This window comes from Viridibacterium curvum, assembly GCF_039544165.1.
In the GTDB taxonomy this organism is placed as follows: domain Bacteria; phylum Pseudomonadota; class Gammaproteobacteria; order Burkholderiales; family Rhodocyclaceae; genus Viridibacterium; species Viridibacterium curvum.
In genome coordinates this window covers 283261-297855 of record NZ_BAABLD010000002.1, presented here as the reverse complement: position 1 = coordinate 297855, position 14595 = coordinate 283261, and the positions used below count along the sequence as shown (strand labels likewise).

General features: G+C 59.9%; 13 protein-coding genes and 2 tRNA genes. 6 read left to right on the top strand and 9 right to left on the bottom strand.

The window, feature by feature from the left end; translation table 11 throughout:
* Window positions 1–3: 3 nt before the first annotated feature.
* From ABEA02_RS02590 to ABEA02_RS02580, 3 genes are read right to left on the bottom strand one after another with little or no spacing between them, the layout of a single operon-like run.
* The gene (locus ABEA02_RS02590) at window positions 4–1149 is read right to left on the bottom strand and encodes a DUF1501 domain-containing protein (RefSeq protein ID WP_345531258.1); all 1146 of its coding nucleotides are present in this window, start codon (window positions 1147–1149) and stop codon (window positions 4–6) included.
* Between the two features lie 9 nt (window positions 1150–1158).
* Window positions 1159–2691, bottom strand: a complete 1533-nt coding sequence (locus ABEA02_RS02585; protein WP_345531257.1) for a DUF1800 domain-containing protein — start codon at window positions 2689–2691, stop codon at window positions 1159–1161.
* Between the two features lie 25 nt (window positions 2692–2716).
* A complete protein-coding gene (locus ABEA02_RS02580; protein ID WP_345531256.1) occupies window positions 2717–3172 on the bottom strand; it encodes a hypothetical protein in 456 nt (151 codons plus the stop codon).
* Between the two features lie 151 nt (window positions 3173–3323).
* Between ABEA02_RS02580 and ompR the strand changes: the two genes are divergently transcribed.
* From ompR to ABEA02_RS02550, 6 genes are all read left to right on the top strand, one after another.
* Window positions 3324–4055, top strand: a complete 732-nt coding sequence (gene ompR / locus ABEA02_RS02575) for an osmolarity response regulator transcription factor OmpR (protein ID WP_345531255.1) — start codon at window positions 3324–3326, stop codon at window positions 4053–4055.
* Entirely contained in the window at window positions 4056–5444 is a 1389-nt protein-coding gene (locus tag ABEA02_RS02570) for an ATP-binding protein (RefSeq protein WP_345531254.1), read from the top strand.
* A gap of 27 nt (window positions 5445–5471) precedes the next feature.
* Window positions 5472–6005, top strand: a complete 534-nt coding sequence (locus ABEA02_RS02565) for a septation protein A (protein ID WP_345531253.1) — start codon at window positions 5472–5474, stop codon at window positions 6003–6005.
* A complete protein-coding gene (locus ABEA02_RS02560) occupies window positions 6002–6283 on the top strand; it encodes a BolA family protein (RefSeq protein ID WP_345531252.1) in 282 nt (93 codons plus the stop codon). Before ABEA02_RS02565 ends, ABEA02_RS02560 begins: the two co-directional genes overlap by 4 nt.
* A gap of 46 nt (window positions 6284–6329) precedes the next feature.
* Window positions 6330–7154, top strand: coding sequence for a peptidylprolyl isomerase (locus tag ABEA02_RS02555; RefSeq protein WP_345531251.1), 825 nt, complete (start codon window positions 6330–6332; stop codon window positions 7152–7154).
* Between the two features lie 125 nt (window positions 7155–7279).
* A complete protein-coding gene (locus ABEA02_RS02550) occupies window positions 7280–8071 on the top strand; it encodes an enoyl-ACP reductase FabI (protein WP_345531250.1) in 792 nt (263 codons plus the stop codon).
* A gap of 69 nt (window positions 8072–8140) precedes the next feature.
* On the opposite strand, the gene ABEA02_RS02545 is transcribed toward ABEA02_RS02550, so the two are convergent.
* The 6 genes from ABEA02_RS02545 to clpX all read right to left on the bottom strand — a co-directional run bounded on the left by ABEA02_RS02545 (window position 8141) and on the right by clpX (window position 14589).
* Window positions 8141–10024, bottom strand: a complete 1884-nt coding sequence (locus ABEA02_RS02545; RefSeq protein ID WP_345531249.1) for a peptidyl-prolyl cis-trans isomerase — start codon at window positions 10022–10024, stop codon at window positions 8141–8143.
* Between the two features lie 101 nt (window positions 10025–10125).
* A tRNA-Asp gene (locus tag ABEA02_RS02540) sits at window positions 10126–10202 on the bottom strand.
* 39 nt (window positions 10203–10241) lie between these two features.
* Window positions 10242–10317: transfer RNA gene (locus ABEA02_RS02535), tRNA-Val, on the bottom strand.
* A 37-nt stretch (window positions 10318–10354) separates the two neighbouring features.
* A complete protein-coding gene (locus ABEA02_RS02530; protein ID WP_345531248.1) occupies window positions 10355–10627 on the bottom strand; it encodes an HU family DNA-binding protein in 273 nt (90 codons plus the stop codon).
* Window positions 10628–10828: 201 nt separating this feature from the next.
* A complete protein-coding gene (gene lon, locus ABEA02_RS02525) occupies window positions 10829–13243 on the bottom strand; it encodes an endopeptidase La (protein ID WP_345531247.1) in 2415 nt (804 codons plus the stop codon).
* 77 nt (window positions 13244–13320) lie between these two features.
* Window positions 13321–14589: an ATP-dependent Clp protease ATP-binding subunit ClpX gene (gene clpX, locus ABEA02_RS02520; RefSeq protein ID WP_345531246.1), complete on the bottom strand. Its 1269-nt coding sequence runs from the start codon at window positions 14587–14589 to the stop codon at window positions 13321–13323.
* Window positions 14590–14595: the final 6 nt, after the last annotated feature.

Here is a 14595-nt window from a genome sequence, read left to right as displayed (position 1 = left end):
CGATCAGACGATGGGCAGCTTGTTGAAGCGTCCACCGAGCAACTCGGCAGACGGCACGCCCCACCAGTTTTCGAGCACAGTGGCGTAGAGCTGACGGAAGTCGACCTGCCAGGGCAGGTTGCCGCTCTCATCCAGTTTGTTCAGCGACGGCGTACTGCCGAACAGGCCGCCGCGCACCTTGCCACCCATCACGAAGTGCGGTGCCACCGTGCCGTGATCGGTGCCGCCACTGAGGTTCTCTTTCGGTCGACGCCCGAACTCGGCATAGGTCATCACAAGAGATTCATCCCAGCGCCCCATCTCAACCAGCGCGCTGCGCAAGGCAGCCAGGCCCTCTGCCAGCTGCGTCAGCAGAAGCGCATGGCGATTCGTCTGGTTGTCGTGGGTATCGAAGCTGCCGATGCTCAGACGCATGGCCGCGACGCCGGTTGATCGGGCCAGCGTCTCACAGGCCGTGCGACAGGTGCGGCCGAACTCGTGCGTCGGAAACTCGGTCTTGAGGCTTGTCGTCGTACCGAGCGAACGCGCAGCGTGCGCCACGTCGGCTTCCACCTTGAGGATGTGCGATAGCGCGCCATCCGCCTTGCCCATCCCCATGTTCGCGAGGCGCGCATTGCGTTCGAAGTTGCCTGCCAGCGTGATGGCACGTGAGCCGGCTACCGGACCGAGGTCGCTGGCACCAACAACAAGCGCGTCAGCCGTGAACTCCTTCGGCGCTGGCTTGCGGCTGAGCGCGCGCGCGATCCAGCCGGATGACAGATACTCGTCGCTACGCGACGCGGTGTCCCAGATCTCGATGGAGCGGAAATGCGACAGGTTGGGCTGCGGATATCCGAGGCCCTGAACCACCGCGAGCTGCCCATGCTCCCACAGCGGCATCACGGCAGCCATGGCCTTGTTGAGACCCAGCGCCTCGCTCAAGGGCAAGGTTTGTTCGCGACTGAGCGCCAGCTTGGGACGCAGCACGTAGTACTGGTCATCCGCGTGCGGCACGATTGTATTGAGACCGTCATTGCCACCCTTGAGCTCGACGAGAACGAGCAGACGATCCCAGTCCTGCTTGCGATCCGCTTGCGCCAGCGCCACGCCGGGGCTCAAGGCCACCCAGGCACCGGCGCCAAATGCAGCGAGAAAATCACGACGATCCATGATCACCCCTCACTTGATCTGATAGACAGGATCGAGCAGCAGGCTGCGCAGATCCCTTGGCACGCTGTTGGCTGCGGCCATCATTGGTGTCGGGGCCTCGTGCCCTGAGGCCCACACGACGTCCTCAGCCTGCAAGCCCGTTCGGCTCAGCGTCTGCTGCCAAGCACCGGAAGGAATGCGGATTGCCTGCACAGCGGACAGAACGCGCTGCTGCAATTGCGCCTGGCGTTGCTGACGCAGTTGTTGGCGCGCCGGGGCATCCATGGCCTCGTCCGGCGCCTGCGCTGCGGATGCCACGCGCTGCTCGCGTCGCTCTATCGCAGCGGGGGGCAGCATGCTGCCAAGCTCTTCAGCGCGCGCAAGGCGCTCAAGGAACTGCTTGCGCTCCAGCAAGGTCGAGGCGTTGATCCACGCATCATGACCGGGCCAGCCCTTGACGTTGGGCGGCGCGAGCAACTCCTGCCCCTGTTCACGCAGGGTTCGCAGGAAGGGCAACGCGTCAGGCACATCGATCTGCAGCGTGCGCAGCGTGCCAACGACCATTTCGACCGGCGATTTGATGAGGGCGCCGCGATTGGCGTCGCTCCAGAAATCCTTGCTCAGCAACAGAGCACGCAAGGCTGGCTTCAATTCGTAGCGTTGCTCGCGGAAGACACGCGCAACGCGTTCGACTTCAGCCGCATCGGGCGTGGGTGAGACAAATTCCCGCCACAGCTTGCCGATGACGAAGCGCGAGGTCTCTGGTCGTGCGAGCAGCAGGTCAAGCACGTCGTCACCATCGAAAGTGCCAGTCTTGCCGAAGATGCGCTTCTCACCCCCGTCATGCCAGGCCTTGCGGAACTCCATCGTGCCCAGTCGCCGGTCGATACTCCAGCCAGTGAAGGCGCGCGCCGCCTCCTTGATATCCGCCTCGGTGTAATGCCCTTCACCGAGGGTGAAGAGCTCCATCACCTCACGCGCGAAGTTTTCATTGGGGGCGCCAGCGCGGTTGGTGGCGGCGTCGAGATACAGCAGCATCGCCGGGTCTTTTGATGCTGCATGCAGCAGCGTGCCGAAGTTGCCCAGCGCGTACTGCCGGAATAGCTGGTTCTGGTCGCGCATCAGGCTTACCTGTCGCACCTTGCGCTCGCTCGACACAAAGTGGTTGTGCCAGAACAAGGTCATGCGTTCGACGAGCGGTGCCGGCGTGTGCAGCATCTCGGTCAACCACCAGGCGCGCAGATCAGCATTGCGCAGACGCTGATCGAAGACGTACTCACGCCGCTCCTGCTCGTTCAGACGCGTCGTGGGGCGACCCGCCGCGCCTTGCAGGTTGTCCGGCAAGGGCGTGACGGGTAGTCCCGCAGCCGGCTGAAGGAGTTGGTCCACAGCGGCCTCGCGTGACAGGGCCGAGAAGCGCTGGATCTCCTCCGGTGTGGCGCCAAAGCCGGTACGCACAAGCAGATGGCGCGCGTCGGCAACGCCCATACCCGCGGCCATCGCGGGCGCCGTCAGTACAGCGCAAAGCACTGCCAACAGGCCAATCGTACTGAAATGCCTCATGCCTCCTCCTCTCAGCAGACGGGACTCAGCGCTCTCGGTAAGCGTCTCGCAGTTCCCGCCGCAAAGCCCGACGCTCTTCCGGGCTTAAACGTTGCCAATCCACCCGCCCTCCCGCCTCGCGCGACGGCGGCGGCCCCACGGGACGGGATGCGCCTTCCCGCTCGCGACGTTCGCGCCAGGCTTCGCGGCGCTCCTGATCCTCACGCCAGGCACGCAGCATCTCGCGGCGTTCTTCTTCCGCCGGCTGCAATGACTGTTCACGCAAACGCTTCTGATGCTCCCGTCGCATCTCGTCACGCAAGGCGCGCAGCCGCTCGCGGCGCTCTTCCTGCAGCTGCGGGGGATGACCGCGATCTTCCGCGGCAATAGCCGGCATAGCGGCTTGCAACACACACATCAGCAGGAAAAGACCACCATGCAAGGCGATCCGGCGGGACATCATCATTCGGCGTTCTTTCAAGGCCGCCACTTCGGCTGCCATGCTGCTATCGTGGCCTGTCGGCAGGAAAACTGTGTGCACCAATTGCAGTGCCTTGTAAGCAAATGTAAACAATGGCGCCCGCGGCAACACCTGGACACAGATGCTTTCAAGTCCTGCTGACAGAAACGGGCCAGCGGCATAGCATGCCGCCATGGAAAAAGAACGCTACCGCATTCTCGTCGTCGATGACGACGCTCGCCTGCGTGGTCTGCTTGACCGCTATCTTGACGAACAGGGCTTTGCCGTCAAGGGTGTGGCCGATGCTGCTCAGATGGATCGCGCACTCAATCGTGAGCATTTCGACCTGATCGTACTGGACCTGATGTTGCCCGGTGAAGACGGTTTGTCGATCTGCCGCCGCCTGCGCTCCGTCGAGAACGCCGTCCCCATCGTTATGCTCACCGCCCGTGGCGACGAAGTGGATCGCATCGTGGGGCTGGAAATCGGCGCAGACGACTACCTGCCCAAACCGTTCAACCCGCGCGAACTGGTCGCCCGCATCCATGCCGTATTGCGCCGCCGCCCCAAGAGCTTGCCGGGCGCCCCGGCAGACGAGGACGAGATCGTCAGTTTCGGCAAGGTCAGCGTGGATCTGGCCGCGCGCAGCATGAGTCGCGATGGCGAAGACGTACCGCTCACTACGGGTGAGTTTGCGCTGCTCAAGGTTTTGCTTCAGCACCCACGGCAACCCCTGTCACGCGACAAGCTGATGGAAATGGCACGCGGCCGTGAATATGACGCGTTCGACCGCTCTATTGACGTGCAGATGTCTCGATTGCGCAAACTGATCGAAGAAGACCCTGCCAAACCACGCTACCTGCAGACCGTGTGGGGCTTCGGTTATGTCTTTGTGCCCGATGGCAGCAAGCACAAGGAAGGCTGATTGCGCCTTCCACTGACTCTGCCCAAACCCTGGCCACGCACCCTGCTGTGGCGCAGCTTTCTGCTCATCGCGATGCTGATGGGCCTGTCCCTGCTCGCCTGGTTCCAGATCTACAAGCAGATCTCGATCCGCTCGCGTACCGAGCAAACGGCACAAATGCTGGCCAGCGCCGTGAACCTGACGCGCTCTGCGCTGCTGGCTGCGGACGCGACGCGACGCGGACTGCTGCTGGTGCAGCTCATGAGCCAGGAGGGTCTGCGCGTCTACCCGGCTGAACCCACGGACCTCGTTGTCGAGGCGGAAGACACAGGCTTCATGCAGGATCTGCACGAAGCGCTGCAGCGGCGTATCGGGCCCTCGACGCGCATCGCCAGTTCAGTCGAAGGCGAAGAAGGCTTTTTCGTCAGCTTCGTGCTCGACGATGCGGTGCCTGAAGACGAGTACTGGCTGATGCTTCCCGCAGAGCGCATCCGCGCAGGCACCCTCGCCGGCTGGATCGGCTGGGCGCTGATCGTGCTGCTGCTGTCTCTGCTTGGCGCGTGGCTACTCATGTTCAGCGTCAGCCGCCCGCTCAAGTCATTGGAGCATGCGGCGCGCATGGTTGGCCAGGGCGAACTCCCACCAGCCTTGCCGGAACGCGGACCGCGCGAATTACGGGCAGTGGCGGAAGCTTTCAACCAGATGTCGCACGACCTCGCACAATTGGAGTCAGACCGTGCACTGATCCTCGCCGGTGTCTCGCATGACTTGCGCACCCCCCTGGCGCGGCTACGGCTGGGCCTGGAGCTGTCCGGGGTGCCAGATACCGAGCTGGAAGCCATGAGCACCGATATCGACGACATGGATCGCATCATCGGCCAGTTCCTCGATTTCGCCCGTGACACGCAAGCAGTGGAACTACTGGAAACCGACCTCGCCGGCATGCTTGGCGAACTCGCCGAGCGCTATCGCAAGCGTGGCGCCAACATCGTGCTCGAAGCAGAAGCACTCCCCCCCTTGAAGCTTCGTGCCGATGCACTGCGCCGCGCCATCGCCAACCTGATCGACAACGCCTTGCGCTATGGCGGCAAAGAGCAAACCATCGACGTTTCGCTGCGCCGCGACAAAACGCAGTTGATCATCGAGGTTGCCGATCAGGGGCCGGGCATTCCCGAGTCTCAGTTCGAACGCCTCAAACGCCCCTTCACCCGGCTGGAACAGGCACGCAGCAATACAGACGGGTCGGGCCTCGGGCTGGCCATCGTCGATCGCATCACGCGCCAGCACGGGGGGCAGTTCGAGCTCGCCAATCGCGAAGGCGGCGGGCTCTCCGCCCGCATCGTGCTGCCTGCGACGCCACCGTCTGGCGGCAGCGCCCAGGGCGTACCCGGCCCCGTCACATCCGCTTGACCCCTCTCGTCTATAATCCCGCCCACCATGAAGCTGCTCTTCGATTTTTTCCCCATCGTGCTGTTCTTTGTCGCCTACAAATTCGGCGACATCTACGTCGCCACCCTGACAACGATGGGCGCCACCCTTGTGCAACTGATCCTCACCTGGCTGATCACGAAGCGTGTCGACAACATGCTCAAGGTGTCAGCCGGCATCATTTTCGGCCTCGGCTCACTGACGCTGATCTTCCACAACCCTGACTTCATCAAGTGGAAGCCCACCGTAATCTACTGGATCATGGCCATCGCCCTGCTGGTCAGCCAGCTTGCTTTCAAACGCAACCTGATCCGCGCCGCAATGCAGGAGCACATCCAGTTGCCGGATCCGATCTGGTCGCGTCTCAACTTCGCGTGGATTGCGTTCCTCGCCATCATGGGTGTGGTCAACATCCTCGTGGCGTACAGCTATTCCGAAGCCACCTGGGTCAATTTCAAGGTTGGCAGCATCGGCATCACCTTGGTGTTCTGCGTGGCGCAGATGATGTCCATCGCCCGATACCTGCCGAAAGATCCTTCGTGAGCACAACGGCCGATCTGATCCGGGAACGGCTCGCAGTTTTGGAACCCGAGCGGCTGGAAGTCGGTGATGACAGCCACCTGCATGCAGGCCACGCTGGCGCGCGCAGTGGTGGCGGCCATTTCAGCCTGACCATCGTTTCCCCGCGCTTTGTAGAACTTGGTGCGCTGACCCGACATCGACTCATCTACGCGCAATTGGGTGATCTCATGCAAGGAGCCGTGCATGCCTTGCAGATCAACGCGATGACGCCTGAAGAAGCCGCAACCCGTAGCACCTGATCTCTTCTCTCCCTTACGTACCTCTCACCCTGATCCAGGAATCCCAATGAACTTCAAGCTTTCGATCCTTGCTGTCAGCCTGATCAGCCTCGGCGCACTGCAATCTGCTCACGCCCAGGCCGCCAAGAAGCCTGCCGCCGGTGCCAAGCCTGCAGCGAACGCTGTTGCCACCGTGAACGGCACGCCACTGAGCAAGGCCATGGCGCAGTCGCTGCTTATGCAGATCGCGACGCAAAACCCGGACGTGGAGCGCACGCCTCCCGAAGTGCTGAACCAGGAAATCCGTGAAGAGCTCATCAAGCGCGAACTGCTGGCACAGCAAGCCCGCAAGGCCGGCGTCGACAAGAAGGACGAGTTCAACGGCCGCCTCGAGCTCGCGCGCCAGACGCTGCTGATGGGTGCATATCTGGAGTCCTACGTCGCAGCGCACCCGATCAGCGAAGAGGCCATCAAGACCGAATACAACCGACTGATCCAGATGCGTGGCGACAAGGAATACAAGCTGCGCCACATCCAGACCGAAACCGAAGCTGACGCCCAGGCACTCATCAAGCGCCTTGATGGCGGAGCACGTTTCGACGATGTCGTGAAGGAATCCAAGGACATCGGCAGCCGTGACAATGGCGGTGACCTGGGCTGGATGAATCCCAACCCCGCATTTGCCGCTGCGGTAGCCCAGCTTCGCAAGGGCAACTACACCAAGACACCGGTAAAGACCGAATGGGGCTATCACGTCATCCTGCTGGAAGACGAGCGCAAACCCGAAGCGCCGGACTTTGACTCGGTCAAGGACCGCGTCCGTGACAACCTGATCCAGCAGATGATCCAACGTCACGTCGACGAACTGCGCAAGAGCGCCAAGGTCGAGTAAACGCATTCTGGCTTGCGTCAACCGGGGCTCGCCAAGGCGGGCCCTTTGCTTTCCGGGGCAACGTGACAGGGCAGCATGCCCGGGCGGGTCGGTTATAATCGCGGTTTTTCGTCCTGGAGAATTACATGGCCTTCCTGTCTGGCAAACGCATCCTGATCTGCGGGCTGCTCAGCAACCGCTCGATCGCCTACGGCATTGCCAAAGCCATGCACCGCGAGGGCGCCCAACTGGCGTTCACGTATCAGAACGACCGCTTCCAGGAACGCGTCACCAACATGGCTGCAGAATTCGGCAGCGACAAGGTCTATGCCTGCGACGTTGCTGAAGATGCGCAAATCGCGGCCTTGTTCGAAGCCATCGGCCGCGACTGGGGGTACCTCGACAGCCTGGTTCACTCGATCGCTTTCGCACCGGGCGAAGCCCTGCAGGGTGACTTCCTCGACGGCATCAGCCGCGAAGCCTTCCGTATTGCACACGACGTCAGCAGCTATAGCTTTGCCGCGCTGGCTAAGGGCGCCCGCCCGCTGATGAAAGATCGCAACGGCTCCCTGTTGACTCTGTCGTACCTTGGTGCTGAACGCACGCTGCCCAGTTACAACGTCATGGGCCTGGCCAAAGCCAGCCTCGAAGCAAATGTGCGCTACATGGCTGGCGCCGTCGGCCCCGAAGGTACTCGCGTCAATGCCATTTCGGCCGGCCCGATCCGTACGCTGGCCGCATCCGGCATCGGCAGCTTCGGCAAGCTGCTCAACTACAACGAACGCAACGCCCCGTTGCGCCGTAACGTAACCATTGACGAAGTCGGAAACGCTGCGGCCTTCCTTTGCTCCGATCTGGCGTCAGGTGTCACGGGTGAAGTGATGTACGTGGATGCAGGCTTCAATACCGTGGCAGTTGGCACCACGGACGGCCTCTGATCACACGATCCTCGCATCCAACAAAAAACGCTGCCCGAGGGCAGCGTTTTTTGTTTGTGCAATCTGCGATTACTCGCTGCTAGCCTGCTTGGGCAGCTTGTCGCGATTAATCACCGTACCCAGTTTGTTGCGCAGCCCCAGTTGCATGCTGCGGATATCTGCCGTTGCGTATGCTTGCGCAAACTGTCCTCCACTAACGACACGTGGATCATCCTTAGTCACTGCGATTGAAATTTTCTTCTCGATGCGCAACAAGGAATAACCCTCCGGCGTCGTCACGCCAGCGAACAGGGGAAGCTTGCTTTCCTCCACGGGAGAAAACAGAGCCTGACGGAATTCCTGGCTAGGAGACTCGAGGAATTTCAACGTACGTGTAGCAGCCCACGTCACCTTGACGGCTTCGCCCGCCTTCAGCTTTGCAAGCAACGCCTCCCCCTCAGCTTTCGCCAGCTTCTGCGCTTCCTGCAGTTTCAGTTGCGACTCGATCTGCGCGCGCACGGTTTCCAGAGGACGCACCTGCCGCGGCTGGTAATCCAACAATCTGACCGAAACGAAACCAGCTTTGCCAAGATCGATCACATCCGAATTGTGGCGTTCCTTGATCGACTTCTCGGAATAGATGACGGCCTGAACCTTGGCATCGGAAATGACGGGATCCGAACCAACCTGCCCCTTCTCGACCCAGTCACTACGCACTGCCGACAAACCAAATTTGTCTGTAACCGACTTGAAGCTGTCCGGCTCGTTGTAGACCAGATCACCGAACTGCACGTTCGCTTCCATGTAGCGCTTGCCAGCAGCCTGCTTCTGCAACTCAGTCTTGATCTCGTCACGCACCGATTCAAACGAACGGGTCTTGCCGCCACGCACATCGGTCAGCTGGATGATGTGGAAACCGAACTTCGATTCCACGATGTCGCTGATCTCACGAGGTTTCAGGGCAAACGCCGCCTTTTCAAAAGCGGGATCCATCCAGTCGCGCGCGAAGAAACCAAGGTCGCCGCCCTGCTCTGAGTTCGCCTTGTCGTCCGAGCTCTCCTTGGCAAGCTTGGCAAAGCTGGCAGGATTCGCCTTGACCTTGGCCAGCAACTCCTCAGCACGCTTGCGCGCAGCAGCCTTCACGTCTGCCTTGGCGCCTTCCGGCACATCCACCAGGATGTGGCTGGCACGACGCTCCTCACTGCCTTCGTAGTTCTTTTTGTGCTCGTCATACCACTTGCGCAGGTCCGCTTCAGGAACGGTCTCTTTGGCCGCCATGGCTTCAGCATTCAACAGAACATATTCAACCTTGGCACGCTCAGGAGTTTCGAAAGACGTCTTGTTGCTTTCGTAGTAAGCACTCACTGCCGCTGCGTCAATCTTGATAGAAGGCAGCTTGGAGATCGCGTCTATCTTCACTTCGGAGAAAGCACGCTGCTCTTCGACACGAGTGGCATAGCGCGCCAGTGCAACACGTGAAAAGGGAGCTCCTCTGAAGATCGGTTCCAGCAACAGATACTGAGTCAGTTCGTCACGCAGGATCTTGTCGTAGAACGTGGAGCTACGACCGCTCTGCATCAGCATTGCCTTGGCTCGTTCAGGCGAAAATTTGCCATTCTCCTGAAACTCTGGCCGCCGGGTGTACGCATCGCGGATCAGACTTTCCGGGACCACAATGCCCACATTTGCTGCCGTACGTGTCACGGCGCGCTCATTGAGCATGTCTTCAAGCACACGATCACGAAAAGCCGGCGTATCTGCAGCAGCAGGATCTGCATTCATTGCAGCCAGTTCACGCACCCGGTTTGTGAATTCATCCACCGTGATCTTTTCACCGCCGATCTTGCCCAGCGTATCCGAGCCGCTGACGGAACCCGTCTTGTCGCCGAGCACCCCAAACAGCGCGAACGGCAAAATGATGATGGCAAGAACGATCTGGACAATTCTGCGATTGTTACGGATGGCTTCTAACATTGCGTGCTCGAAAAAATGAACTGCTTGATCAGAAGGCCTGCACAACGCATGCAGACCTGGCAGATACGAAAAAGGCGAACCTGCGTTCGCCTTTGTTCGATTGGCGGAGTGGACGGGACTCGAACCCGCGACCCCCGGCGTGACAGGCCGGTATTCTAACCGACTGAACTACCACTCCCAGCCTGGAAAAACACAAAAGCCGCACGCGGCTTTTGCTTGGTGGGTGCTGAGGGGCTCGAACCCCCGACATTCGCCTTGTAAGGGCGACGCTCTACCAACTGAGCTAAGCACCCGCCGTGGTGACCGGTGAATCACCAGCCACAGGGCGCATTAGTTTACAGCATCCTTAAGCGCCTTGCCAGGGCGGAACTTCGGCACCTTGGCTGCCTTGATCTTGATGGTGGCGCCGGTGCGCGGGTTACGGCCCGAACGCGCAGCGCGCTTGCCAACCGAGAACGTGCCGAAGCCAACGAGAGTAACGTCGTTACCCTTCTTCAGCGATTGCTTGATGGCGGCGATGGCGGCGTCGAGTGCCCGGCCCGCTGCAGCCTTGGAGATTTCGGACTCTTGGGCGATCACGTCGATCAGTTCAGATTTGTTCACTTAAAACCCCCTCAGTGTTGTCAAGACATCATCGGACGAAGCCACGCTATCAATTGATCGACACACAGGTGTTCATGCATCGAACATTCGTCAGCCAGCGGCAATTCTTATAACAAGCCGCAAATCCTTGTGTCAAGCGGCTTTGCAGCGATTCGCGGGTTTCGCAGACGGGCGTCCGGCGCATGCCGGACGCCTGTGAGATCAGTGGGTGATAACGCCTGCGGCAGTTGCGACTTCGCTGCCTGCAGGAAGCTCTGCGGCAGGCACGGGCTCAGCGAGCGGTGTCGGTTGGCGTTCCAGCGCCAGCTCCAGCACCTGATCAATCCAGCGTACCGGAATGATCTCGATGCGATCCTTGAGATCCGGCGGCATGTCACTGAGATCCTTGACGTTTTCTTCAGGAATCAACGCCCGCTTGATACCGCCACGGACGGCGGCAAGAAGCTTTTCCTTGAGGCCGCCAATGGGCAAAACCTCGCCACGCAGGGTGATTTCCCCCGTCATGGCAATGTCCGCGCAGACTGGAATCCCCGACAGAACCGACACAAGGGCCGTGCAGATGGCAATGCCAGCGGACGGCCCGTCCTTGGGCGTTGCGCCTTCAGGCAAGTGGATGTGCAGGTCGCTCTTCTCGTAGAAGCTCTCTTCTATACCGAGATTACGCGAGCGTTTGCGCACTACCGACAAGGCAGCCTGGATGGACTCCTGCATAACCTCGCCGAGCTTGCCGGTCGTAACGATCTTGCCCTTGCCCGGCAGCGCAACCGCTTCAATGGTCAGCAGTTCGCCTCCAACCTCGGTCCACGCCAAACCTGTCACTTGTCCAACCTGATTTTCCTTCTCGGCTACACCGAAGCTGTAACGACGCACACCGAGGAACTTGTCGAGGTTCTTGGCGTTGACGATGATCTTGCTGTTGCGCTTCTTCATCACCAGCGACTTGATGACCTTGCGGCAGACCTTCGACACTTCGCGCTCCAGGCTACGAACGCCGGCCTCGCGAGTGTAGTAGCGGATCATGTCGCGCAACGCGTCTTCGGTAACCGTCAGCTCTTCCTTCTTGACGCCATTGTTCTTCAATTGCTTGGGCAGCAAATAACGCTGGGCGATGCTGACCTTTTCCTCTTCCGTGTAACCGGACAAGCGGATGACTTCCATACGGTCAAGCAGCGGGCCAGGAATGTTCAGCGAATTGGCCGTCGCCACGAACATCACTTCAGAAAGGTCGTATTCAACCTCGATGTAGTGATCGACAAAAGTTGAGTTCTGCTCTGGATCAAGCACTTCGAGCAGAGCCGAGCTGGGGTCACCGCGGAAGTCCTGCCCCATCTTGTCGACTTCGTCGAGCAGGAAGAGCGGATTGCGCACGGCCACCTTGGTCATGTTCTGCAGGATCTTGCCCGGCATCGACCCGATGTAGGTACGACGGTGACCACGAATCTCGGCCTCGTCACGTACGCCGCCCAGCGACATACGCACGAACTTCCGATTGGTCGACTTGGCAATCGACTGACCAAGGGAGGTCTTGCCGACCCCAGGGGGGCCGACGAGGCAGAGAATCGGCGCCTTCAGTTTGTCCACACGTTGCTGGACTGCAAGGTACTCAAGGATGCGTTCCTTGACCTTCTCGAGACCGTAGTGATCCTTGTCGAGGATCTTCTGCGCTTCGCCAAGATCCTTGCTGATGCGGGACTTTTTCTTCCAGGGCAGACCAGTCAGCGTTTCGATGAAGTTGCGCACAACCGTAGCTTCGGCTGACATCGGCGACATCAACTTGAGCTTCTTGAGCTCAGCCTGCGCCTTTGCCAAAGCCTCCTTTGACATGCCGGCGCTCTTGATCTTCTTCTCGAATTCTTCGAGATCCGCACCCTCTTCGCCTTCGCCCAGTTCCTTCTGGATGGCCTTGACCTGCTCGTTGAGGTAGTACTCGCGCTGGCTCTTCTCCATCTGGCGCTTGACACGGCCACGGATCCGCTTTTCGACCTGCAGGATGTCGAGTTCGGTTTCAAGCTGGGACAACAAACGCTCGAGGCGCTGAGCAATATCCAGCAGCTCAAGCACCATCTGCTTCTGTTCCAGCTTGAGCGGAAGGTGTGCGGCAATGGTATCCGCCAGGCGGCCAGCTTCGTCGATACCAGCCAGCGAGGTGAGGATCTCGGGCGGAATCTTCTTGTTAAGCTTCACGTACTGATCGAACTGGCTGATGATCGCGCGACGCATCGCCTCGATCTCGTGGTTCGTCGTCTCACCGCTTGGCATCGGACGAACACGTGCCATGAAAACATCACTCAGATCTTCCACATCTTCGATACGCGCGCGCTGGGTCCCTTCGACGAGCACCTTGACCGTACCGTCAGGCAACTTGAGCATCTGCAGGATGTTGGCCACGCAGCCAATGTCGTAGAGATCTTCCGTCGATGGCTCGTCCTTGGCTGCCGACTTCTGGGCGACCAGCAGGATGCTCTTGCCGGACTCCATGGAAGCCTCAAGCGCCCGTATTGATTTGGGGCGCCCGACGAACAACGGGATGACCATGTGGGGAAAGACCACGACATCGCGCAGCGGAAGCAGCGGAAGTTCGATGATCTCAGGCGGGAGTTCGGGCTTGTTGGACATGAGTGTTCCTCTTAAGAGCTCCCTGCAGATATGCGGGCGATCAGCTGATGTTCAAGCTGCCGCCCGCGCGGAAAAACTCAATTCGAGCCGGAGACCTTCGGCTGGTCTTCGTAAATCAGCAAAGGCTTGGCGCCCGATTCGATGACGTTCTCTTCGATGACAACCTTGCTGACCGATTCCAACCCCGGCAGTTCGTACATCGTATCAAGAAGTGCGGCTTCGATAATGGATCGGAGTCCGCGTGCGCCCGTCTTGCGCTTGATCGCCTTGCGAGCAATCGCGTGCAATGCGGCCTGGCGAACTTCGAGTTCGACGCCTTCCATCGCAAACAGTTTCTGGAACTGTTTGACCAGTGCGTTTTTCGGCTCGACCAGGATCTGGATCAGAGCCTCTTCCGTCAGCTCGTGCAGGGTTGCCACGACTGGCAGACGCCCGATGAATTCAGGGATCAAACCGTACTTGATGAGATCTTCTGGCTCGACCTGACGCAGCGCCTCGGCGACGCTACCCTGCTCACGGCTCTTCACTTCGGCACCGAAGCCGATACCGACCTGCTCGGTGCGGTTGCGGATCACTTTGTCCAGGCCATCAAATGCGCCGCCGCAGATGAACAGGATGTTTGTGGTGTCGACCTGGACGAAATCCTGGTTCGGATGCTTGCGGCCGCCTTGCGGCGGGACAGCAGCAATGGTTCCCTCTATAAGCTTCAGCAGCGCCTGCTGCACGCCCTCACCGGACACATCGCGCGTGATTGAAGGGTTGTCGGACTTGCGCGAGATCTTGTCGATCTCGTCGATGTACACGATGCCTTGCTGCGCACGTTCGACATCGTAATCGCACTTTTGCAAGAGCTTCTGGATGATGTTTTCGACGTCCTCACCCACATAACCTGCTTCGGTAAGCGTAGTCGCATCGGCCATCACGAAGGGGACGTTAAGCAGGCGCGCCAGCGTCTGCGCGAGCAGCGTCTTGCCCGAGCCCGTCGGCCCGATCATGAGGATGTTGCTCTTTGAGAGCTCGACATCATCCGTCTTGGAAAGATGCCGCAAGCGTTTGTAGTGGTTGTACACCGCCACCGCCAGACTGCGCTTGGCGCCCGGCTGACCGATCACATACTGATCGAGAATCTCGCCGATTTCCTTGGGCGTGGGCAACTCACCCTTGTCCAGACGCGCAGCAGCTTCACCGCCGATTTCGTCGCGAATAATGTCGTTGCATAGCTCGATACACTCATCGCAGATGAATACCGACGGGCCGGCAATCAACTTGCGTACTTCGTGCTGGCTCTTGCCGCAGAAAGAGCAGTAGAGCAGCTTCTCGTTTCCACCGGCTTTCTTGTCAGTCATCTCTCT

Coding starts and splice junctions, on each gene's coding strand:
- lon (WP_345531247.1), bottom strand. CDS start 13,243: ATGTCCAACAAGCCCGAACTCCCGCCTGAGATCATCGAACTTCCGCTG.
- ompR (WP_345531255.1), top strand. CDS start 3,324: ATGGAAAAAGAACGCTACCGCATTCTCGTCGTCGATGACGACGCTCGC.
- ABEA02_RS02545 (WP_345531249.1), bottom strand. CDS start 10,024: ATGTTAGAAGCCATCCGTAACAATCGCAGAATTGTCCAGATCGTTCTT.
- ABEA02_RS02565 (WP_345531253.1), top strand. CDS start 5,472: ATGAAGCTGCTCTTCGATTTTTTCCCCATCGTGCTGTTCTTTGTCGCC.
- ABEA02_RS02555 (WP_345531251.1), top strand. CDS start 6,330: ATGAACTTCAAGCTTTCGATCCTTGCTGTCAGCCTGATCAGCCTCGGC.
- ABEA02_RS02585 (WP_345531257.1), bottom strand. CDS start 2,691: ATGAGGCATTTCAGTACGATTGGCCTGTTGGCAGTGCTTTGCGCTGTA.
- ABEA02_RS02550 (WP_345531250.1), top strand. CDS start 7,280: ATGGCCTTCCTGTCTGGCAAACGCATCCTGATCTGCGGGCTGCTCAGC.
- ABEA02_RS02580 (WP_345531256.1), bottom strand. CDS start 3,172: ATGGCAGCCGAAGTGGCGGCCTTGAAAGAACGCCGAATGATGATGTCC.
- clpX (WP_345531246.1), bottom strand. CDS start 14,589: ATGACTGACAAGAAAGCCGGTGGAAACGAGAAGCTGCTCTACTGCTCT.
- ABEA02_RS02590 (WP_345531258.1), bottom strand. CDS start 1,149: ATGGATCGTCGTGATTTTCTCGCTGCATTTGGCGCCGGTGCCTGGGTG.